Source organism: Bradyrhizobium sp. WSM4872 (assembly GCF_055811715.1).
In genome coordinates, this window is the sequence record NZ_JBVVPT010000007.1 from 159,749 (window position 1) to 178,037 (window position 18,289).

The 18,289-nt window shown below is 64.2% G+C and carries 19 protein-coding genes and 1 tRNA gene; 12 read left to right on the forward strand and 8 right to left on the reverse strand.

Annotation, left to right across the window (positions count from 1 at the left end):
• Positions 1–24 precede the first annotated feature (24 nt).
• Positions 25–1,119, forward strand: a complete 1,095-nt coding sequence (locus tag AC0L3C_RS12645) for an HD-GYP domain-containing protein (protein WP_473278454.1) — start codon at positions 25–27, stop codon at positions 1,117–1,119.
• 154 nt (positions 1,120–1,273) lie between these two features.
• On the opposite strand, the gene AC0L3C_RS12650 is transcribed toward AC0L3C_RS12645, so the two are convergent.
• Positions 1,274–2,854 (reverse strand): AMP-binding protein, encoded by a 1,581-nt coding sequence (locus AC0L3C_RS12650; protein WP_473408134.1) that lies wholly within the window; start codon positions 2,852–2,854, stop codon positions 1,274–1,276.
• A 213-nt stretch (positions 2,855–3,067) separates the two neighbouring features.
• A complete protein-coding gene (locus AC0L3C_RS12655; protein ID WP_473278452.1) occupies positions 3,068–3,487 on the reverse strand; it encodes a VOC family protein in 420 nt (139 codons plus the stop codon).
• 125 nt (positions 3,488–3,612) lie between these two features.
• On the opposite strand from AC0L3C_RS12655, the gene AC0L3C_RS12660 reads away from it, so the two are divergent.
• The gene (locus AC0L3C_RS12660) at positions 3,613–4,587 is read left to right on the forward strand and encodes a Bug family tripartite tricarboxylate transporter substrate binding protein (RefSeq protein ID WP_473262349.1); all 975 of its coding nucleotides are present in this window, start codon (positions 3,613–3,615) and stop codon (positions 4,585–4,587) included.
• Positions 4,588–4,754: 167 nt separating this feature from the next.
• Positions 4,755–5,033, forward strand: coding sequence for a DUF3551 domain-containing protein (locus AC0L3C_RS12665; protein ID WP_473278450.1), 279 nt, complete (start codon positions 4,755–4,757; stop codon positions 5,031–5,033).
• 76 nt (positions 5,034–5,109) lie between these two features.
• On the opposite strand, the gene AC0L3C_RS12670 is transcribed toward AC0L3C_RS12665, so the two are convergent.
• Entirely contained in the window at positions 5,110–6,357 is a 1,248-nt protein-coding gene (locus AC0L3C_RS12670) for a S1C family serine protease (RefSeq protein ID WP_473408136.1), read from the reverse strand.
• Between the two features lie 203 nt (positions 6,358–6,560).
• On the opposite strand from AC0L3C_RS12670, the gene AC0L3C_RS12675 reads away from it, so the two are divergent.
• The 5 genes from AC0L3C_RS12675 (at position 6,561) to AC0L3C_RS12695 (ending at position 9,525) form a co-directional block, all read left to right on the forward strand.
• Positions 6,561–7,178 (forward strand): hypothetical protein, encoded by a 618-nt coding sequence (locus AC0L3C_RS12675; RefSeq protein ID WP_473262340.1) that lies wholly within the window; start codon positions 6,561–6,563, stop codon positions 7,176–7,178.
• Positions 7,165–7,539 carry a winged helix-turn-helix domain-containing protein gene (locus AC0L3C_RS12680; RefSeq protein WP_007616058.1) on the forward strand — a complete coding sequence of 125 codons (375 nt, stop codon included), beginning with the start codon at positions 7,165–7,167 and terminating at the stop codon, positions 7,537–7,539. Before AC0L3C_RS12675 ends, AC0L3C_RS12680 begins: the two co-directional genes overlap by 14 nt.
• Positions 7,540–7,570: 31 nt before the next feature.
• The gene (locus AC0L3C_RS12685; protein ID WP_473262338.1) at positions 7,571–8,311 is read left to right on the forward strand and encodes a di-trans,poly-cis-decaprenylcistransferase; all 741 of its coding nucleotides are present in this window, start codon (positions 7,571–7,573) and stop codon (positions 8,309–8,311) included.
• A 122-nt stretch (positions 8,312–8,433) separates the two neighbouring features.
• Positions 8,434–8,982, forward strand: a complete 549-nt coding sequence (locus AC0L3C_RS12690) for a GNAT family N-acetyltransferase (RefSeq protein WP_473278448.1) — start codon at positions 8,434–8,436, stop codon at positions 8,980–8,982.
• Between the two features lie 57 nt (positions 8,983–9,039).
• Positions 9,040–9,525: a Crp/Fnr family transcriptional regulator gene (locus tag AC0L3C_RS12695; RefSeq protein ID WP_473278447.1), complete on the forward strand. Its 486-nt coding sequence runs from the start codon at positions 9,040–9,042 to the stop codon at positions 9,523–9,525.
• Here AC0L3C_RS12695 and AC0L3C_RS12700 read toward each other — a convergent pair.
• On the reverse strand, positions 9,464–10,291 hold the full coding sequence (locus AC0L3C_RS12700) for a metallophosphoesterase family protein (RefSeq protein WP_473278446.1): 828 nt from the start codon (positions 10,289–10,291) through the stop codon (positions 9,464–9,466). The genes AC0L3C_RS12695 and AC0L3C_RS12700 overlap by 62 nt on opposite strands.
• A gap of 220 nt (positions 10,292–10,511) precedes the next feature.
• Between AC0L3C_RS12700 and AC0L3C_RS12705 the strand changes: the two genes are divergently transcribed.
• Positions 10,512–11,198: a DNA-3-methyladenine glycosylase I gene (locus tag AC0L3C_RS12705; RefSeq protein ID WP_473262325.1), complete on the forward strand. Its 687-nt coding sequence runs from the start codon at positions 10,512–10,514 to the stop codon at positions 11,196–11,198.
• Positions 11,199–11,439: 241 nt separating this feature from the next.
• Complete coding sequence (locus AC0L3C_RS12710; protein ID WP_007598221.1) at positions 11,440–11,733, forward strand: hypothetical protein; 294 nt, start codon at positions 11,440–11,442, stop codon at positions 11,731–11,733.
• Positions 11,734–11,848: 115 nt separating this feature from the next.
• Here AC0L3C_RS12710 and dinB read toward each other — a convergent pair whose 3' ends face one another.
• Entirely contained in the window at positions 11,849–12,952 is a 1,104-nt protein-coding gene (dinB, locus tag AC0L3C_RS12715; protein ID WP_473262323.1) for a DNA polymerase IV, read from the reverse strand.
• 43 nt (positions 12,953–12,995) lie between these two features.
• Here dinB and AC0L3C_RS12720 point away from each other — a divergent pair, with 43 nt between their 5' ends.
• On the forward strand, positions 12,996–13,466 hold the full coding sequence (locus tag AC0L3C_RS12720) for a TspO/MBR family protein (RefSeq protein ID WP_473408137.1): 471 nt from the start codon (positions 12,996–12,998) through the stop codon (positions 13,464–13,466).
• Between the two features lie 94 nt (positions 13,467–13,560).
• Complete coding sequence (locus AC0L3C_RS12725; RefSeq protein ID WP_211395202.1) at positions 13,561–13,770, forward strand: hypothetical protein; 210 nt, start codon at positions 13,561–13,563, stop codon at positions 13,768–13,770.
• Positions 13,771–13,861: 91 nt separating this feature from the next.
• Here the strand turns inward: AC0L3C_RS12725 and AC0L3C_RS12730 are convergent.
• From AC0L3C_RS12730 to AC0L3C_RS12740, 3 genes are all read right to left on the reverse strand, one after another.
• Positions 13,862–13,938: transfer RNA gene (locus AC0L3C_RS12730), tRNA-Arg, on the reverse strand.
• Between the two features lie 74 nt (positions 13,939–14,012).
• Positions 14,013–15,068: a sensor domain-containing diguanylate cyclase gene (locus AC0L3C_RS12735; RefSeq protein ID WP_473262317.1), complete on the reverse strand. Its 1,056-nt coding sequence runs from the start codon at positions 15,066–15,068 to the stop codon at positions 14,013–14,015.
• 1 nt (position 15,069) lies between these two features.
• Positions 15,070–18,180: a bifunctional diguanylate cyclase/phosphodiesterase gene (locus AC0L3C_RS12740; RefSeq protein ID WP_473408138.1), complete on the reverse strand. Its 3,111-nt coding sequence runs from the start codon at positions 18,178–18,180 to the stop codon at positions 15,070–15,072.
• Positions 18,181–18,289 lie beyond the last annotated feature (109 nt).

The window sequence follows — 18,289 nt, forward strand, 5'->3', positions numbered from 1 at the left end:
CACGCCCGTGCTCTTGGGGAAGCCATGAACGCCTCAGCCAAACCCGCCGCCAAACGCCGGCTTCTGCTCGCCTCCGACCGGAGCGACGAGAGCAGCGAGCTCGCCAGCATCCTCAAGGCGGTCGGCGACGTCGCGACGGTGACGACGCAGGAGCTCCCCGAGCAGCCCTCGCGCGATCTCTCCGGCCTCGTGGTCGACATCAATCTGCGTTCGCCCGAGAGCGTGCAACGGGTGCGCAACAAGCTACGCGGCGATGCCTATCGTTCGATGCCTCGGCTGTTCGTGCTTGCGGACGCCCTGCATCACGGCACCATGCAGGCTTGGGCGCTGGGCGCCACCGACACCATCTCGCGGCCGCTTCAGCCCGAGGACATCCTGCAGCGCATCCGCGCGGCCTTCCCCGACACCGCCGTCTATGATGCGACCGATCGCGGCAAGACGCTCAATCGCGGCGTCGAGGCCGCGCATGCGGTGCTGAAGAAGATGTTCGAGAAGCTGCCGCTCGGCGTGCCCCTGACCTTCGACGACGTCATCGCCGCCGAGAGCAAGATCCTGAAGGCGATCAAGCACTCCTCGCTGCGCGAGTGGCTCACCACGGTGGGCTGCCACCATGTCGGCAGCTATCGGCACTGCTTGTTCGTGACCGGATTTGCGGTCTCCTTCGCCCAGCATCTCGGCATGCGCGAGGACGACCAGCGCCGGCTGACCCGTGCCGCGCTGCTGCACGACGTCGGCAAGGCGTTCGTTCCTTCCGCGCTGCTCGACAAGCCCGGCAAGCTCACCGACGAGGAGATGGCCGAAGTCCGCCAGCATCCGCGCCGCGGCTATGACGCGCTCGCGGCTCAAGGCGGCTTCCCGCCGGAGATGCTGGACGTCGTGCTGCATCACCACGAATTCCTCGATGGCTCCGGCTATCCCAACAATCTCTCATCGAACCAGATCAGCGATATCGTGCGGGTCACGACCATCGTTGACATCTACGCGGCCCTTGTGGAGAAGCGCGCCTATCGCATGCCCTTCACCCACGCGCGCGCGTTTGCGATGATGGAAGGCATGGGCGGCAAGCTGGACCAGCAGCTGCTGCAAGCGTTCCGACCGGTGGCGCTGGGGTCGTTCTGATCTCTCGATGTCGTCCTGGCGAAAGCCAGGACCCATTACCCCGAGCGCTCGTTTGGCGAAGACTGTAGCAACGACCATCCGGGCCAGTGCATAGATCACGCGGTATGGGTCCTGGCTTTCGCCAGGACGACGTCGTGGTAATCGCCCGTGCTACCTATCCCACCATCTTCCTCAGCTCCGCCTTCGCGACCTTCTCCAGCGTCGAGCGCGGCATGTCGTCGACGAAACGGATCTCGCGCGGCACCTTGAAGTCGGCGAGGCCGGCGCGGCAGGCGGCCATCACCGCCTCGTGCAGATCGGGCCGCGCAGCGGCGACGCCGCCCTGCGGGATGACGAAGACGACCGGCACCTCGTCCAGCATCGGATGCGTCTTCGCCACCACGGCGGCCTCGCGCACGCCGGGCACCAGTGCGACCACCTGCTCGATCTCGGACGCGGCGACGTTCTCGCCGCCGACCTTGAGCATGTCCTTGCTGCGGTCTGCGAAGCGGATATAGCCGTTTTCCAGCCGCACGACGCGGTCGCCGGTGAGAAAGAAGCCGTGCTCGTCGAAGCTCTCGCGTGTCGCTTTCTCGTTGTGCAGATATTCGGCGAACAGCGACAGGCCAACAATGCCCTTGATCGAGAGATTTCCGGTGCCGCCGACCCGCGTCGGCCTTCCGTCGTCGTCGGTGATGCGGATTTGATATTCCGGCGCGGCGCGGCCGATCGACATCGGGATGTTGGGCTGGTCGATTTCGCCGAGGATGCCGTGGGTGATGGTCTCGGTCATGCCCCACCAGCCGATGATCTTGACGCCGAAGGCGGCGAAGGCCGGCGGCTCGTTGATCGCGGTGCCCCACAGACGGAATTTGTGATCGCGCGGGATGTCCTGCTCGAGCAGCGCCTTCATGCAGAACGGGATCGTCGAGGTCCAGGTCGAGCCGTGCTCGCGCGCGGCGCGCCAGAACCGGCTGGCGGAAAAGCGCGGCTGGATCACGCAGGTGGCACCGACCCATAGCGTCGCCAGCATCGAATAGGCCAGCGCGTTGGTGTGGAACAGCGGCAGATAGGCCTGGTGCACGTCGCTTGCGTGCAGGTCCTCATGCGCGGCGTTGATCTTGGCACCCCACAGCGCGTTGGCGTGGGTCCACAGCACCGCCTTGGGGCGCGATGTCGTGCCCGAGGTGTATTGCACGCTGCACGGCGCGCGCGGATCGGTCGCGCGCCTGGGACGGTCGGCACTGTCGGCGAACAGCGATTCGAAACCATCGCCGCGCGAGCTCGCTTGCTCTGGAGCCGCACCCGCATCATGCGAGGTCACCGCTATCCAGCGGATGTTGCGGCAGTTCTGCGCGACGATCTCGGCATAGGCGGGCTGCGTGATCGCGCCGACCGCGCCGCAATGATCGGCAAAATAGTCGAGCTCGGCCGGCGCCGATCGGGTGTTGGTGGTCACCGCGATGGCGCCGAGTTCGACACAGGCGAACCAGGCCAGCAGCGCCTCGATGCAATTGTCGAGGTGAATGAGCACATATTCGCCCGGCTTCACGCCGCGCTTCGCCAGTCCCGCCGCGAGCGCGCCGACCCGCTCGTGAAACTCGCCATAGCTCCAGCCCCGCGCGGGCGCGTCGAACGGCGCCCAGATCAGGAACGGATGCGAGCTGCGCACCTCGGCCCGCATCTTCAGCAGCCGGGGCACGTCGAGCCCGTCGAACGGGCCTACGATTCCGGCGGCGGTTTGTTGAATTGGCATGGCTCCTCCCGTGCAGCCTGCATCTTGCCGGCGGCTGCGTTTTCTTTATTGCGTCTTCCTGCCATCGGACGGCGCGGGGCGCAAATGCCGTGCTCTCTCTGCCGTCATGGCCGGGCTTGTCCCGGCCATCCACGCGTTGACGCATGGTACGAAGAACGTGGATGCCCGGGACAAGCCCGGGGCATGACGACGGAGTGCGTGGCTCGAAGCGCCTTACCGGCCGCCGTCCTCATACGACGAAATCTCGATCAGGCTGCCATCCGGATCTCTGCAATACACCGAGCGCAGGGTGCCGCGGGCGCCCTGCTTGAGAACCGGGCCTTGTTCGATCGCGACGCCATGTGCCTTCAAATGCGCCACCACCTCGTCGGGGCTGGCGGAGGTGAGGAAGCACAGATCCTCGCTGCCCGCGGTCTGGTGGTCCGCGGTGAACCACTCCACCTTGTCGGCATCGCGCGGCCGGACGTTGATCTTCTGGTTACCGAATTGAAGCGAAGTCCGCGGCGCTTTGCCGCCGCCGGGGTCGAACACCTTGACTTCCATGCCGAGAATCTTGCCGTACCACTCGGCGGTCACTGCCACGTCCGCGACGTTGATCACGAGATGATCGAGGGCTTCGACCTTGACCGCCATGCCTTATCCTTTCGTCGTGATGCGCCTCGTGCACTTTCCGCCTGCGGCAAGCTTTGTTACAACCGCGCCGACGCCACTTTCAAGCTATCTGGCTTCAAGAACAACACGTTGGGAGAACCCTTGAAATGATCACTCGCCGTACCGCGCTGAGCCTGCTCGCCGCCAGTCCGCTTGCAGCCAGCCCGCTGTCGAAGGCGCTTGCCGCCGATTACCCGACCCACCCGGTGAAATGGGTGGTGGGCTATCCGCCGGGCGGGGCCACCGACATCCTGGCGCGGCTGATCGGTCAGCGGCTGTCGGAGAAGTTCGGCCAGCAATTCGTGATCGAAAACAAGCCGGGTGCCGGCAACAATATCGCCACCGAATCGGTCGTCAACGCCGAACCCGACGGCTACACGCTGCAGCTGGTCAATCCGGCCAACTACATCAACGCCTCGCTCTACAGCAACCTGAAGTTCAACTTCGTGCGCGACATCGCGCCGGTCGCCTCGTTCCAGCGCGTGCCGAACGTGATGACCGTCAACAAGGACGTGCCGGCCAAGACCGTCGCCGAATTCATCGACTACGTGAAGGCCAATCCCGGCAAGGTCAACATGGCCTCCTCCGGCAACGGCACCTCGGTGCATCTGTCCGGCGAAATGTTCATGGCGCTCACGGGCTGCAAGATGCAGCACGTGCCCTATCGCGGCGCCGCGCCCGCGATCACCGACATGCTCGGCGGCCAGGTGCAGGTGATCTTCGACAACATGCCCTCGATCATCCAGCACATCCGGTCCGGCTCGCTCCGCGCCATCGGCGTCACCACGGCGGAGCGCTCGCCGCAGCTGCCCGACGTGCCGGCGATCGGCGAGACCGTGAAGGGCTACGAGGCGAGCGCGCTGTTCGGCATGGGTGCGCCGAAGAATACGCCCAAGGAGATCATCGCCAAGCTCAACAGCGAGATCAACACGCTGATAAAGGAGCCGGACATGGCCAAGCGCCTGGTCGAGCTCGGCGGCGAGCCGCGGGCGCAGACGCCCGAGGCGTTCGGCGAGGAGATCAAGGCGGAGACCGAGAAATGGAAGAAGGTCGTCGAGTTCGCCGGCCTGAAGGTCGAGTAGCGATCTTGTGACGTCCGTGACTGGAGCCCTGCCCGTTCGGCAGGGCTTTTTTCTTGCGTATCAAGGTTTCTTGCGTGTCAGCGTCCGTCGATCTGGAATAAAACGGCGTGGCGAAACCTGATGTTGTATGGCGCGTATCTCGCGCCGTGAGGATAGGAGTTGGGATCATGCGCAAGACGCAATTGGCACTGCTGGGCCTCGGCGCGACGGTCCTTGCCGGCCTCGCCGCCGTCACGCCCGCAGCGGCGCACGACTATCCCTGGTGTGCCCAGGGTGGCGGCTACGATTATCCAGGCGATTGCACCTACAGCACCTATGGACAATGTCAGGCCAGTGTGTCGGGCCGGCTCATGGCCTGCGGGGCCAACCCGCTCGTCGCCTACGGTCAATCATCCCTGCCGCAACCGCGGCAGCCGCGTCGCACGCGGCCCGTCGCGCCGTATTGAGGAACTCGCGGTTTGACTGGTAGCCCGGATCGCATTCGCGCCATCCGCGGCCGCGCAGACGCGGCCTGCGTTGCCGCTACCGCTTCGCCTCGGCCTGCTCCGTGCCGTTGCACGAGATCAGCATCGTATAGGGCCGCGCGTTGCCGGCGATGTCGGTGGTCTTGATCTCGCCCTTCGGTTCGGCAGTCTGGTAGGGCACCACGGAGTTGTCGAGGAAGTCGCGCAGCGCGCCGGTCTTGATCGCAAAGTTGATGTTTTCGGGGATGTTACCGGTCGCAGCGGCGATGCGCAGTGCAGGGATCTTTGCGGTGACCACGCCCACGATCTGCCCGGTGGTGTCGAACAGCGGGCCGCCGCTGTTGCCGGGCTGCACCGGCGCGCTGATTTGCAGGAAACGCGAATCGTTGCGCAAGCCGCTGAGCGAGCTCACGATCCCGGTCGTTACGGTGAAGTCCGAGGTCAGCAATCCGTGAAAGGGAAAGCCGATCACGACGACGGAATCGCCGGACCGGATTGAGCGGTCGCGTATCCGCGCATAGGCCTTGAATGTCGCCGTCGACGGCGCCTGCAACAGAGCGAGATCGTTGTTGGCGTCGCTCGACACGACGCGCAGCACCATCGAGGCGTCGCCGGTGAGGTTGCCCTTGATGTCGCCGACGCAGCCATCGATGACATGGTTGTTGGTGACGATGTGTCCGCCGGCGCTCACGACAAAGCCAGTGCCGCTCTTGGCTCTGGCAGGTTTGCTGCCGTTCGCTGGCGGTGCCTGCTTGTCCGGCGTGGCCTGCGGCTTGGCGGCAACCTTTGTGAAATCGCCCGCCTTGCTCAGCCCGTCGGCTTTGACCCTGGTGACGCAATTGGCCAATGCCGCAATCACGGGCCCGGCCGAGGTCAGGTCGAAATTCAGCACGGTGCGGCCGCTCGTCGCGACCATCAGGCTCGCCTTCTGAAACGTTCGTACCACGTTGGCAGGCATGACGGAGCTGAGCATGTTCGTCTGGTTGGCCGTGGCGAACAGTCTGGCCTGCTCCTGTCCGTCAAAGATGACGTCGATCGCGGTGTTCTCGCCCTTGGTGAAGCGGTAGCTGGGACTCGCAAAGCTCAATATCCACGAGCCCCCAGAATTCTGGCCGACGACGAGAATGACGCCGTTGGCATAAGGCGCCGTCGCGGCACAATGCGAGAAGGCTCCCGTTTCGTCATTGCTGAACGCACCGCCGACCCAGTTGCCGATTTTGACGCTGCCGAACGGCCCGGCCGCATGCGCTCCGATGACGACGCTCAGCTGCAATAAAGACGCAACGATGAATGACTTAAGCCACATACTTTTCCCCCAGAGCGCATTCCCGCGCATCTTATCTGGGGGAGGAGGTGTCGCGCAACCGGCAGTTGTCTGGTGGGGGATTAGTGTCAAGAGGCGACGTTCGGGCTTGCCTTTGCTTTGCGATCCGATATACTTTGCAGTACAAAGTGTACCGGACCGATAGTCCTGGCAAGCATGGGCGGAGCGAGGTTTTGGCGTTGCCAATGCGCGATCTCGACAAGGCACTGGCTGACATCGTGGCGATCCGCAGCCAGATTGCGGCCGGCACGGCGTTCCGCGGCTACGGCCCGGCCACCATGGCGGCGACCGGCGCGGTCGCGCTTCTCACCGCAATCCTGCAGTTCTGGCTGCTTGGTGATGCCACCAGCGAACCGCTCGGCTTCTTCTTCGGCTGGTTCATCGCCGCCGGGCTCTCCGCCCTGATCATCGGCATCGAGATGCGCGCGCGTTCGCGCCGCCATCATTCGGGCCTCGCCGATGCCATGATCCACCAGGCCGTCGAGCAGTTCCTGCCGGCAGGCGTTGCCGGTGTACTGCTTGCGGTGGTGATGTGGAAGTTCGCGGGCGAAACGCTGTGGCTGCTGCCAGGCTTGTGGCAGATCCTGGTGTCGCTCGGCATTTTCGCCTCCGTCCGCTCGCTGCCGCGCACCGTGGCGCTCGCCGGCGCCTGGTATTTCATCTCCGGCTTCGCAGTCGTCGTGCTCGCGAGCCAGACCCACACGCTGTCGCCGTGGACCATGGGCCTGCCCTTTGTGATCGGGCAGTCGGTGATGGCGGGCATTCTGCATTTCGCATCCGGAGACCATGATGTCGAAGATTGACAGCGCACCCTTCTCTTATGAAGGACTGGACCGCGTGATCCACGAGAAGGCGAGGCTCGGACTTCTGACCTCGCTGATGGCGCATCCGAAGGGTCTGGCGTTCGCCGATCTCAAGCAGCTCTGCGGCCTCACCGACGGCAATCTCAGCCGGCATCTCGCCGTGCTCCAGGAAGCCGGCCTCGTCGAGGTGACCAAGGGCTATGAGGGCAATCGCCCGCACACCACCTGCCGCCTGACCAAGGCCGGCCGCCGCCGCTTCCTCGACTATCTCGCCGTGCTCGAGCGCCTGGTGCGCGACGCCGCCAAGGCCGCCGGCCGCGAGGCGGCGCCGCTCGGCCGTCTCGGTATCGTCTCGACCTGATCCTCCCCCTTTTTTGACCGGAGACTTTGCAATGCAAAGTGACCTTGCGTCCCTCAACGAGAAGCTTCACGTCGGCATCATCATGGACGGCAACGGCAGATGGGCGACGCGGCGCGGCCTGTCGCGCGTTCGCGGCCATGAGGCCGGCGTCGAGGCGATCCGCCGCATCGTCGAAGCCGCGCCCAAGCAGGGCATCGGGACGCTGACGCTCTACGCCTTCTCCACCGACAATTGGCGAAGGCCGAAGGCCGAGGTCGCCGCGCTGATGACGCTTCTGCGATTCTACCTCGCCAACGAGGTGCAAAGCCTGGTCAAGAACGGCGTGCGCCTCACCGTGATCGGCCGCCGCGACCGTCTGCCCGACGGCATTGCCAATGCGATTTCGCGTGCGGAAGACGCCACCGCGCAAGGCAGCACGCTTCATGTGCGTATCGCGGTCGACTATTCCGCCCGCGACGCCATCCTCAACGCGGCGGCGAAGGCGGCGGCGCTGACGAGTCTCACCCGCGAGGCGTTCTCGCAGCTCGTCACCGGCGAGGCCGGTTTGCGCGACGTCGACCTCATCATCCGCACCTCGGGTGAGAAACGGCTGTCGGACTTCCTGCTCTGGGAAGGTGCCTATGCCGAGCTGCACTTCACCGAACGGATGTGGCCCGAATTCGACGCGGGCGATCTCGCTGCGGCCCTGGTCTCCTTCCACGGCCGCGAGCGCCGCTTCGGCGGGCTCCAGGCGATCGTGCCGGAGGAGGTGCCTTCACTCTCTCGCGTGTGATGCCCGGCACTGAGGCGCGAAACAGTTCGCTTTCGGCCGCAAGATTGGCAGCCCCGTCCAAGCGCTAAGCGGGCGGTCCCGGCTAGGTCTGCATTCAATGCAACCTGCCGAGAGCCTCGCGCATGTCACAGTCATTGCTGGATGCCGTTGTCGAGTCAGCCGAAGCCAGCGCCACGGTCCGTATCAGGCCGGCCAGCGCGTCCGATGTCGAGGGCCTCTCGATTTATTTCACGAGCCTCTCCACGACATCACGCAACAAGCGCTTCATGGGCGCGCGGGCGGACCTTGGCGTGGTCGCGGCCGAGTGCGTCGCCAAGACCAGCCATCCCGGTCATTTCACCCTGCTCGCCGAGATCAGGCAGGAAGGGCAAGGCACGATCATCGGCGAAACCAGATACGCCTACGATGCGGCTGCCCGGCATGGTGATTTCGCCATCTCCGTTGCCGATGTCTTTCAGCGCAAGGGCGTCGGCCTCCGCATGATGACAGCTATGGAGAAGCACGCGAGCGATCTCGGTCACGAGATGATTGCAGCCGAGACCGCGCGCGTGAACGCCGAGATGCGCGGCCTTGCGAAGAAGGCAGGATTCGAGGACACCGGTCTCGGAGACTGGCAGTCGGTCCATCTCGCGAAGCGTCTGTCGCGGGTGCGGGTCTTGCCACAAATTTGAGCAAGCGCGCGACGCTGATCGTGCCCTAGTATCTCCCTACGACGGGAGCTTGGTCGGATGCGCGCAGTTCTGGATTATTGCACCGGTGGGACGGAGCGGCAGGTTGCGGCCGGCACGCTTATCGTCGCCGAGGGCGGCACCACCGGTCATCTCTATGTGCTGATGCGGGGCAAGCTCGAAGTGCTCAAGGGCGAGATGGTGGTTGCCACGGTGGCCGAGCCCGGCGCCGTGCTGGGCGAAATGTCGGTGCTGCTGGGGCAGCCGCACACCGCGACCGTACGGGCCTGCTCTGATTCCGTCGTCTACGAATTCGAGGACGCCGCCTCGTTCCTCAAGCAGGAGGCGGGCGTGGCGCTTCTGATCGCCAAGATGCTGGCGCAGCGGCTCAATGTGGCCAACACCTATCTCGCCGATCTCAAGCAGCAATATGCCGGCCACGGCACGCATCTGGCCATGGTCGGCGAGGTGCTCCAGAGCATGATCAACCTGCCGCCGCTCGAGGTCTCGCCAGGCTCGGATCGGCAATCCGATCCAAGAATGTGAGCCAGTCGGGCGCCGCCTCGATCGGAGCGGCGGGCCGCTGCAGCGGCGCGCCAAGATCGATCCATTGCGCCTCACCGGCCGCAAGCCAGAACGCCCTGTCCGCATCGAGGTCCAGTACGATATATGTCGGCGGGCGGCCGGGTTGCAGACCGGTGTTGAAGACCCAGGTCTGGCCGAGCCGGTCGAACCACGAGCCATCGGTAATGAACGGCGACTGATGCACATGGCCCGAGATCACCATCGAGGGCTGGTACTGCATGATCCATTGCACCAGCTCGACGTCACCGAAGAAGCGCTTGCCGCCCCAGCTCGTCGGTGAATCCGCCGGCGGCGCATGATGGATCCAGATCCAGCGCTGCGGCCGGTTGGCCGCGGCGGCGCCGAGCTGCGCGACGAGACGTTGCTTGACCAGCGGCCCATCCCACCATGGGCACACCGTGAACAGCGTGTCGCCGACGGTGAGGCTGTCACCGTCGCAGGCAATGCCCAACTCGCGCACCTCCGAGATCCAGCGCGAGATCTTTTCGCCTTCCGCATTGCGCTCGTCGAGATCGTGATTCCCGGAGCACAGGATCACCCGGGTCTTCGTGGCGAGCAGCGCAAGGTACTTCTTCACCACCACGATCTGCGCGCGAAAATCCACCATCGAGCCGATGTCGAGTGCATCGCCGGCGAAGATCACGAGGTCGAATTGCGGAGCGGCGCTGACGAGCCAGTCGAGCTGAGGCAGCGAATAGTGCAGGTCGGCCACGACCAGGCATCGCATTGGAAATCCAGGGGTGAGACGTCAAAAATGCTCAGGGATTGCAAAATATCTGAACGCAAGAAGCAGACCAGCCGCATCTCTCGCCAATTCAATGCGGGCAGTATGCTGCGGCCCATCCGCGGGTGCAAGCATCGAAGCGTCGCCGGGCTGGACCGGATCATCGAATTCTGATGTCGTGGCGTACCCTCAACAGCTCGTATCCCCAACAGCTCGTGTCCGCATGACCTCCTTCAAGACCATTCGTGCTCGCGCCGAAAAACGCAAGGGCGGGCCCAAGGCGCTCGAAAAGCTGATGCCCGAAAAGCCCGACCTGAAGGGCCTCGTCAAACGCAGCGACGACCGCATCCTCGCAGAGATGACGAAGCGTGTGTTTTGCGCGGGCTTTGCCTGGAGCGTGATCGAGACGAAATGGGACGGGTTTGAAGACGCCTTCCTGCGTTTCCAGCCGGCCAAGCTCACCTTCCAGCCGGAGGATTATTGGGAGGGCCTGCTGCGCGACGCGCGCATCGTGCGCAACGGTGCCAAGATCATGTCGGTGCGCGACAACGCCGCCTTCATCCAGGAGATCACAAGAGAGCACGGCAGTTTCGGCAAGTTTCTGGCGAAATGGCCGCCGTCCGACCAGATCGGCCTGCTCGATCTCCTGAGCAAGCGCGGCAGCCGGTTGGGTGGCAACACCGGCCAGATGCTGCTGCGGTTCGTCGGCTGGGACGGCTTTGTGACGTCCAGGGACGTCGTGGCGTGCCTGCGCGATGCCGGTCTCGATATTGCCGAAGAGGTCAAGTCGAAGGGGGATCTGGCAAAAGTGCAGGCGCAGTTCAACGCCTGGGCCGAGGAGACCGGGCTGTCCTACACATATCTGTCACGCATCTGCGCACTGTCCGTCGGCGAGAACAGAAGCGAGTAGCGAACTCGGCTCTTGGAATTCAGCTGTTGGAATTTGGCTCTTGGGATGTCGAATCATGTGCGTCCTGTGGCGATCTCGTGCCGCAAGCGCGGCAGACGCGACACGCGATCACGAAATGCATTTCTCCGGAACATTTGTGCGTAGCACCTGTTCGGGAGATTGGGCCGGGCGAACATCGGCGCAGGGAACGCCCGCTTTGGCTCAGCTCAATGAAACCGACGTGACAGAAACGGAGCAGCTCATGAAGCTCACATCCGAACAGGTGAAGCAGACCGTCAACCAGCTCGGCGCTCAGGTGCTGCCCGACGAGCATCCCGCCATGCCGCAGCTCAACAGCATGTTCGGCGAGCATACTTTCTTCGTCGACGAGACAGGGCTGAAGGTCGTCGAGCCCACGGCGCCACCCGGCACCGAGCGCCAGAGCGGCGAAGTCGTCAGCCTCGCCGATTGGGGCGATTCCGAGCTGACCCGCCTGATGGCGCACGAGCCCGAGCCGACGGGCGTGATCGTCGTGTTCGAGCACGTGAGGCATTGATCCAGCCCAGCGGATCGACCTTCGGTGGCGAGGCTGAAAGCCCGCCGCCGTTCATTCACGGAGTGAGCGCGCTCTGCGCAGCTGTCCGCGTTCGCCGAAAGCCCGTTAGATTGGTTCAGATGCCGAGAGTCAGCTGCGGCGGCTCCGCATCGTCCCCGGCCTGGAGGGAAGACAGCGAGACTCCCAGCAGCCTGACGCTCTTGGGCAGCGGAATCTCGCCTTCGAGCAGGCCGCAAGCCAGCCGCTCAAGATCGTCCCGGCCTGCGACCGGCGAAGGGGCCGACCTGCTGCGCGTGATGATCTCGAAGTCGGCAAACTTGATCTTCAAGGTGACGGTGCGGCCACGGCTGCCCGTCGCCTCGCAATGGCGCCACACCTTATCGACAAGCGGCTTGAGCTCGGGGACCAGCGTGTCGAATTCGGTGAGATCGCTTGAAAACGTGGTCTCCGCGCCGATGGACTTGCGGACCCGGTTGGCCCGGACCGGCCGTTCGTCGACACCGCGCGAGATCCAGTAGTAATAGGCGCCCGACTTGCCGAAATTCGCATTCATGAACTCCAGCGTCTGACGACGAATATCGAGACCGGTGAACATGCCGAGCGCGTTCATCTTCGCGCCCGTGGCCGGGCCTATCCCATGGAATTTTCCGACGGGCAGCGTCTCGACGAAGGCGGGTCCCATCTCCGGTGAGATCACGAACTGACCGTTGGGCTTGCGATGATCGGAGGCGAGCTTGGCCAGGAACTTGTTGTAGGAGATGCCGGCCGAAGCGTTGAGGCCCGTCTCGGCCTTGATCCTCTCGCGGATCCTGAGTGCAATGTCGCGCGCCAGCGGGATGCCTTGCAGGTTTTCGGTCACGTCGAGATAGGCCTCGTCGAGCGACAGCGGCTCGATGATCGGGGTATGCTCCGCGAAGATGTCGCGGATCTGCCTGGAGATCGCTTTGTAGACCTCGAAGCGCGGCTTGACGAAGATCAGATCGGGACATTGTCGCTTCGCCGTCACGGATGGCATGGCAGAGCGAACGCCGAATTCGCGGGCCTCATAGCTGGCGGCCGCGACAACGCCACGTTCCGCCGAGCCTCCGACCGCGACCGGCTTTCCGCGCAGCTCCGGGTTATCGCGTTGTTCCACGGACGCGTAGAAGGCATCCATGTCGATATGGATGATCTTGCGGACGGGCGAGGCCTCGCCCGTCGCCGTGTCGGATTCGCTCATGGAAAGATGATACAATTGCGCGAGGTGAAGCGCGAGGTGATGGATGTTTCAGCTGTTGGTCTTCGTCGTCGGAGTGGTCGGACTCGGCTGGCTGATCGGCGCGACCAATCTCCCCGGAGACTGGTATGCGGCTCTCGCCAAGCCGGGTTTCGTGCCGCCGAACTGGGCGTTTCCGGTGGCGTGGACCATCCTTTATATCATGATCGCGGTCGCGGGCTGGCGAACCTTCCGCCGTGAACCCAGCCGTGAACCCATGGGCAAAGCGATGATGGGCAAAGCGATGCAGGCCTGGGCCGCGCAACTGATCCTCAATTTAGCCTGGTCGCCGGTGATGTTCACGATGCATCGGATCGGAGCTGCGCTCGTCATCCTCATCTGCCTGTTCGTCGCGATCGTGACCTACATCCGTCTGGAGGCATCACGAGACAGGCTGGCCGCCGCATTGTTCGTGCCCTACGCAGCCTGGGTCGCGTTTGCCGGCGTGCTCAATGCGGCCATCTGGCGTTTGAATTGAGACGTTCAGTCCAGAGTTCATCAAAGAACAATCTCAGGCTTGTGAGTGGCAAGCATCGGCGGGCGACCTAATATGAGCTGGCGGAGGACAGCACATGCAATACAGCTCCGAGCTCGTTCACACGATGCGTCAGGCACTCGAGACCGTGATGGCAAACGTCCCGGCCCATCAGTCGGTGTTCGGTCTCAAGGCCGCCGTCGCCGAATGCATTTTGAAGGCTGCCGCACACGGCCAGACGTCATATGACGGACTGGTGACGTCGGCTTCCGACCAGATCCAGGCGATTATCTCGATGCTGACCTGAGCGAGTGCTCGGCTGAGCAGGCGATGACTCCAGCGCGAGCGGTAACAAGGCAGCTCGGGCGAGGGGAGCTCCAGCGCGCACTGGAAGAGACTGGCGCACCCGACACGATTCGAACGTGTGACCTTTGCCTTCGGAGGGCAACGCTCTATCCAGCTGAGCTACGGGTGCTAGTCGAGGTTCATTTAGCCGATTGGCGAGGGGCGGGCAACCGCTTCCGCCGTCTCCCGCCAGGCTGATTTGGGCTAGGCTGATTTACGGGCCGTGCGGCCAGGAACCGGCACGCCGTCCCGCCCGAGCTTGGCGAACTCGGCGAGCAGCCGTTCGGCGCAGATGATGCGGTTGCGGCCGAGCCGTTTGGCCGCATAGAGCGCCTGGTCGGCGGCGCCCAGCAGCCGGTCGGGGCTGCCGTCGGTTTCGCCGGGAACGTGGCTGGCGACGCCGACGCTGAGGGTGACGTGGTCGCCGGCCCCGATGGCGCCATGCGCGATCCGCAAGGCCATCACGGCGCAGCGGATCTCGTCGGCGATGACGCAAGCGGTATCGCAATCCATGTCCGGCAGGATCAGCGCGAATTCCTCCCCGCCATAACGGCTGGCGAGATCGAGCGGGCGCACGGCATAGCGGCTGACGACGGACGCGACCGCGCGCAGGCATTCGTCGCCGCTCTGATGGCCGTGGCGGTCGTTGAACAGCTTGAAATGATCGACGTCGACGAACAGCAGCGCCATCGGCTTCTGCGTCCGCTGGGCGCGGGCCCATTCGGTCATCAGCATCTGGTCGAACGCGCGACGATTCGACAGGCCGGTCAGTCCGTCCTTGGTGGCAAGCTCCTTCAGGGCCATCTCGGCGCGCTTCTGGTCGGTAAGGTCGCGCAACGTCTCCACCACCGCGATCAGATGGCCGGCCTCGTCGTGGATGGGGCCGGCGTCGATGGCGAGATAGAGCTGGCTGCCGAGCTTCGGCATCACGCACCAGTTCTCGGCGCTGAAGCCGAGCCCGTTATGGCCGCGCGCGGCATACTCCGAATAGAACTCCGGCAGCTGTTCCGGGCGGTCGAGCGCAACGAGGTCGGCGAGGCAAGGGCGCCTGGTCTCGTAGAAGGCCTGCCAGTGCTTATTGGTGCCAATCACCTCGGAGGCGGCGACGCCGGTCAGCCGCTCGCAGGCTCTGTTCCAGATCACGACGCGGCGCTTGGGGTCGATCACGAAGGTCGGCACCACCAGATGCTGCATCAGCCGCACGGCATAGGAATCCGCAACGTCGACCGTCTTGGCTGGCGCTTTCCCCGGCTTCGCCATCTCAGGCCACCGCCGCCACCGGCAAGGCATGGTTTGGGCCGAACAGCTTTCGCACTTCGCTGGCCGGCTTCGGCTTGCTGAAGAGATAACCCTGCATCTCCGTGCAGCCGAGCGCGCGCAGCATCTCGCGCTGCGCCTCGGTCTCGACGCCCTCCGCGACCGTGGTCATGTTGCTGGCGGCGGCGATGTTCACCACCGCCTGCACGATCACGGGCGCGCCGCTCGCCTCGGCGATATCAGCGACGAAGCAGCGGTCGATCTTGATCTTGTCGAACGGGAAGCGCTTGAGATAGCTCAGCGAGGAGTAGCCGGTGCCGAAATCGTCGAGCGCGATGCGCACGCCGATGGCGCGGAGCTGGTGCAGGATCGAGAGCGCCGCCTCGTCGTCGCGGATCAGCACGGCCTCGGTGATCTCGAGCTCGAGCCGGCACGGGGCAAGTCCGGAATCCGCGAGCGCGCCGGCGATCCGCAGTGCCAGCGTGGAGCATTTGAGCTGTACCGGCGAGACGTTGACCGCGACGCGCACATGCGCCGGCCAGGTCGCGGCCTCGTTGCAGGCCATGCGCAGCACCCAGTCGCCGAGCTCGTTGATCAGGCCGGTGTCTTCGGCAATCGGGATGAACTCTGCCGGCGACACCATGCCGCGCTGGGGATGCCGCCAGCGCAGCAGCGCCTCGCAGCCCGAGACCTCGTTGGTGCGCAGGTCGACCAGCGGCTGATAGTGGATCTCGAAACCGCCGTTCACGAGGGCCTGCCGCAAATCCTGCTCCAGGCTCAGGCGCGCCTTGGCGCTCGCATCCATCTCCGGCTCGAAGAAGCGGTGGGTGCGGCGTCCCTCGGCCTTGGCGCCGTACATCGCGAGATCGGCATTCTTGATGAGCTGGTCGAGATCGGTGCCGTCCTGCGGCGCCATGGCGATGCCGATGCTGGCGTCGGTGGAGAGCTGATGGCCGAAGCAGTGATAGGGCCGGCGGATCGCCTCGAAGATCCGTGTCACGAATGACACCACGTCGGCGGATGATTTGATCCCGGTCTGGATCACCGCGAATTCGTCGCCGCCGAGCCGCGCGATCAAGTCGCCCGGTCCGAGGCAGCCGCGGATGCGGGCCGCGATCCCCTTCAACAGCTCGTCGCCGACGTGATGGCCGAGCGAATCGTTGATGCCCTTGAACTCGTCGACGTCGATATAGAGTAGCGCGAATTGATTGCCGCCGCCGATCTTCTCCAGTTCGCGCTCGATCTGCTCGCGGAACAGCGTCCGGTTGGGCAGGTCGGTGAGCGCATCGTAATGCGCCATATGCGCGATCTTCTCGTCGGCGCGCCGCCGTTCGGTGACATCCTCGACGACGTTGATCAGGTAACGCGGCTCGCCGGATTCATCGCGGATTCCGATCCGGGTCGAGGTGATGTAGCGCATCCCCTTGGCCTGGCTCTGCCAGGCATGTTCGTCCTTGAACAATCTCTCGCCCGACTTCAGCGCCTTGCTGTCGTCGTCGGTGACGATCCTGGCGGACGCATCCGGGTAGATGTCGAAGGGAGTCTTGCCAACGATGTTTTCACTCGATTGGCCGAATTGCTCTTCGGCGGTCCGGTTGACCAGCAGATATTGCCGCGTTTGAGCATCCTTCACCGTAATCTGCGATGGGATGTGGTCGATGATCTCGCGCAGGAACATGTAGTTGCGGTCGCGTTCCTGCTCCAGCTTGCGGCGCTCGGTGATGTCTTCGATCGTGGCCACCCATCCGCCCTGCGCGAGCGGAGTATTGATGACCTGAAAAGCTCGGCCACTCGGCAACTGATGGGTTCTCGTGGAGACCGTGCCCTCCGCGACGATCCTCATGACGTCGGCGCAAAATGCCTCGACATCGCCTTCGAACGCGCCGCGCTCCTTGCGATGATACATCGCCTCGCGGATGTGACAGCCGGGCTTGATGACGTCGTGAGAGAGGCCGAACATGTCGGCGTAGCGGCGGTTGCAGGTGACGATGTATCCGGCGGCATCGTACAGGATCAACCCTTGCGACATGTTGTTCAAGGCGGTGTCGAGCCGCCCCCGTTCAGCCTCCAGCCGTTGCTGCGCCTCGCGGTTCTGCCGGTTGATCTGGCGAACGATCAGGAACAGGATCAGCGCAATCACGGTTGCCGAAAGCGCGGCGGTGGTGACCATGAAACCGGTCTGCTGCCGCCAGTCGGCCAGCGCCGCGCTCGTGGTGTTGGTCGCGACGATGATCAGCGGGAAATGCGAAAGCGAGGCCCCGGAGCCGAGGCGCTCGTCGCCGTCGATCGGGCCCCTGACGCGCAGGGTGTGCCGGCCACCTTCGGTCAGCATCTTGCGCATCAGCGGCGCGTCCTTGAAGTCCCTGCCGATCAGCTCTTCGACATGCGGGTAGCGCGACAGCATCCTGCCATTGCGGTCGAACAGCGAGATCGCCGTGCCCTCCGCCAGCGCAACGGATGCGAAATAGTTCTGGTAGCTGTCCGGATCGATCCGGCGGACCAGCGCGCCATAGAAGCTGCCGTCCGCGCCGTTCAGCCGGCGCGCGACGACCGTGGTCCATTTTCCGATGATGAAGCTGCGGACCGACTCCAGAATCACTGGTTCGGCCGTCGGATTGGATTTGAACGTCTGAAAGTATCCGCGCGAGGTGATGTTGATCTTGGGGAGCGGCTGGGCCCGCGACCAGTTGATCAGTTCGCCGTCGGCATCGTAGATCGCGATGTCGCCGAGGTAAGACACGGAGCTGATCTTGCTCCGCAGCATCTGGTTCGTCGCGGGCCCGGACATGCGCTCGCGAAACATCGCGGCCGAACTGATCTCCGGCAGGTTCATCTGCCCGATCACATCGGCGGCGACGACGTCGGAATCTTCGAATTGCTGATCGAAGTGCCGCGCGATCAGCTGCACCGTATTTTCCAGCTCGCGCTCGCGGTTGGCCAGGGTACGTTCGCGAAATTCGCCGACGGCCATGGCGGTCACGGCGAAGATCCCCGCGACCAGCAACACGCCGCACAAAGTGAGCCACAGCACCGGTCCGCGCCGAACGGCTGCCTCCCAGCCGTGCTTCGCGGCTAGGAACATTCCGGCTGCAATTCCTGCAAAGACCTGGCGCATTCCCCCTCCCTGGAGGGACAGGAATACAGCACACAAATGGCGTAAAGCTTAGGAAAGCCAGTTACCTGAGCGTTAATCCCGTTGCGCGATCGCAGTCGTGTCCAGCGAG

Excerpts from the sequence above, each read along its gene's own strand:
- AC0L3C_RS12645 (WP_473278454.1), top strand. The coding sequence starts at position 25 with ATGAACGCCTCAGCCAAACCCGCCGCCAAACGCCGGCTTCTGCTCGCC.
- AC0L3C_RS12650 (WP_473408134.1), bottom strand. The coding sequence starts at position 2,854 with ATGCCAATTCAACAAACCGCCGCCGGAATCGTAGGCCCGTTCGACGGG.
- AC0L3C_RS12655 (WP_473278452.1), bottom strand. The coding sequence starts at position 3,487 with ATGGCGGTCAAGGTCGAAGCCCTCGATCATCTCGTGATCAACGTCGCG.
- AC0L3C_RS12660 (WP_473262349.1), top strand. The coding sequence starts at position 3,613 with ATGATCACTCGCCGTACCGCGCTGAGCCTGCTCGCCGCCAGTCCGCTT.
- AC0L3C_RS12665 (WP_473278450.1), top strand. The coding sequence starts at position 4,755 with ATGCGCAAGACGCAATTGGCACTGCTGGGCCTCGGCGCGACGGTCCTT.
- AC0L3C_RS12670 (WP_473408136.1), bottom strand. The coding sequence starts at position 6,357 with ATGTGGCTTAAGTCATTCATCGTTGCGTCTTTATTGCAGCTGAGCGTC.
- AC0L3C_RS12675 (WP_473262340.1), top strand. The coding sequence starts at position 6,561 with ATGCGCGATCTCGACAAGGCACTGGCTGACATCGTGGCGATCCGCAGC.
- AC0L3C_RS12680 (WP_007616058.1), top strand. The coding sequence starts at position 7,165 with ATGTCGAAGATTGACAGCGCACCCTTCTCTTATGAAGGACTGGACCGC.
- AC0L3C_RS12685 (WP_473262338.1), top strand. The coding sequence starts at position 7,571 with ATGCAAAGTGACCTTGCGTCCCTCAACGAGAAGCTTCACGTCGGCATC.
- AC0L3C_RS12690 (WP_473278448.1), top strand. The coding sequence starts at position 8,434 with ATGTCACAGTCATTGCTGGATGCCGTTGTCGAGTCAGCCGAAGCCAGC.
- AC0L3C_RS12695 (WP_473278447.1), top strand. The coding sequence starts at position 9,040 with ATGCGCGCAGTTCTGGATTATTGCACCGGTGGGACGGAGCGGCAGGTT.
- AC0L3C_RS12700 (WP_473278446.1), bottom strand. The coding sequence starts at position 10,291 with ATGCGATGCCTGGTCGTGGCCGACCTGCACTATTCGCTGCCTCAGCTC.
- AC0L3C_RS12705 (WP_473262325.1), top strand. The coding sequence starts at position 10,512 with ATGACCTCCTTCAAGACCATTCGTGCTCGCGCCGAAAAACGCAAGGGC.
- AC0L3C_RS12710 (WP_007598221.1), top strand. The coding sequence starts at position 11,440 with ATGAAGCTCACATCCGAACAGGTGAAGCAGACCGTCAACCAGCTCGGC.
- dinB (WP_473262323.1), bottom strand. The coding sequence starts at position 12,952 with ATGAGCGAATCCGACACGGCGACGGGCGAGGCCTCGCCCGTCCGCAAG.
- AC0L3C_RS12720 (WP_473408137.1), top strand. The coding sequence starts at position 12,996 with ATGTTTCAGCTGTTGGTCTTCGTCGTCGGAGTGGTCGGACTCGGCTGG.
- AC0L3C_RS12725 (WP_211395202.1), top strand. The coding sequence starts at position 13,561 with ATGCAATACAGCTCCGAGCTCGTTCACACGATGCGTCAGGCACTCGAG.
- AC0L3C_RS12735 (WP_473262317.1), bottom strand. The coding sequence starts at position 15,068 with ATGGCGAAGCCGGGGAAAGCGCCAGCCAAGACGGTCGACGTTGCGGAT.
- AC0L3C_RS12740 (WP_473408138.1), bottom strand. The coding sequence starts at position 18,180 with ATGCGCCAGGTCTTTGCAGGAATTGCAGCCGGAATGTTCCTAGCCGCG.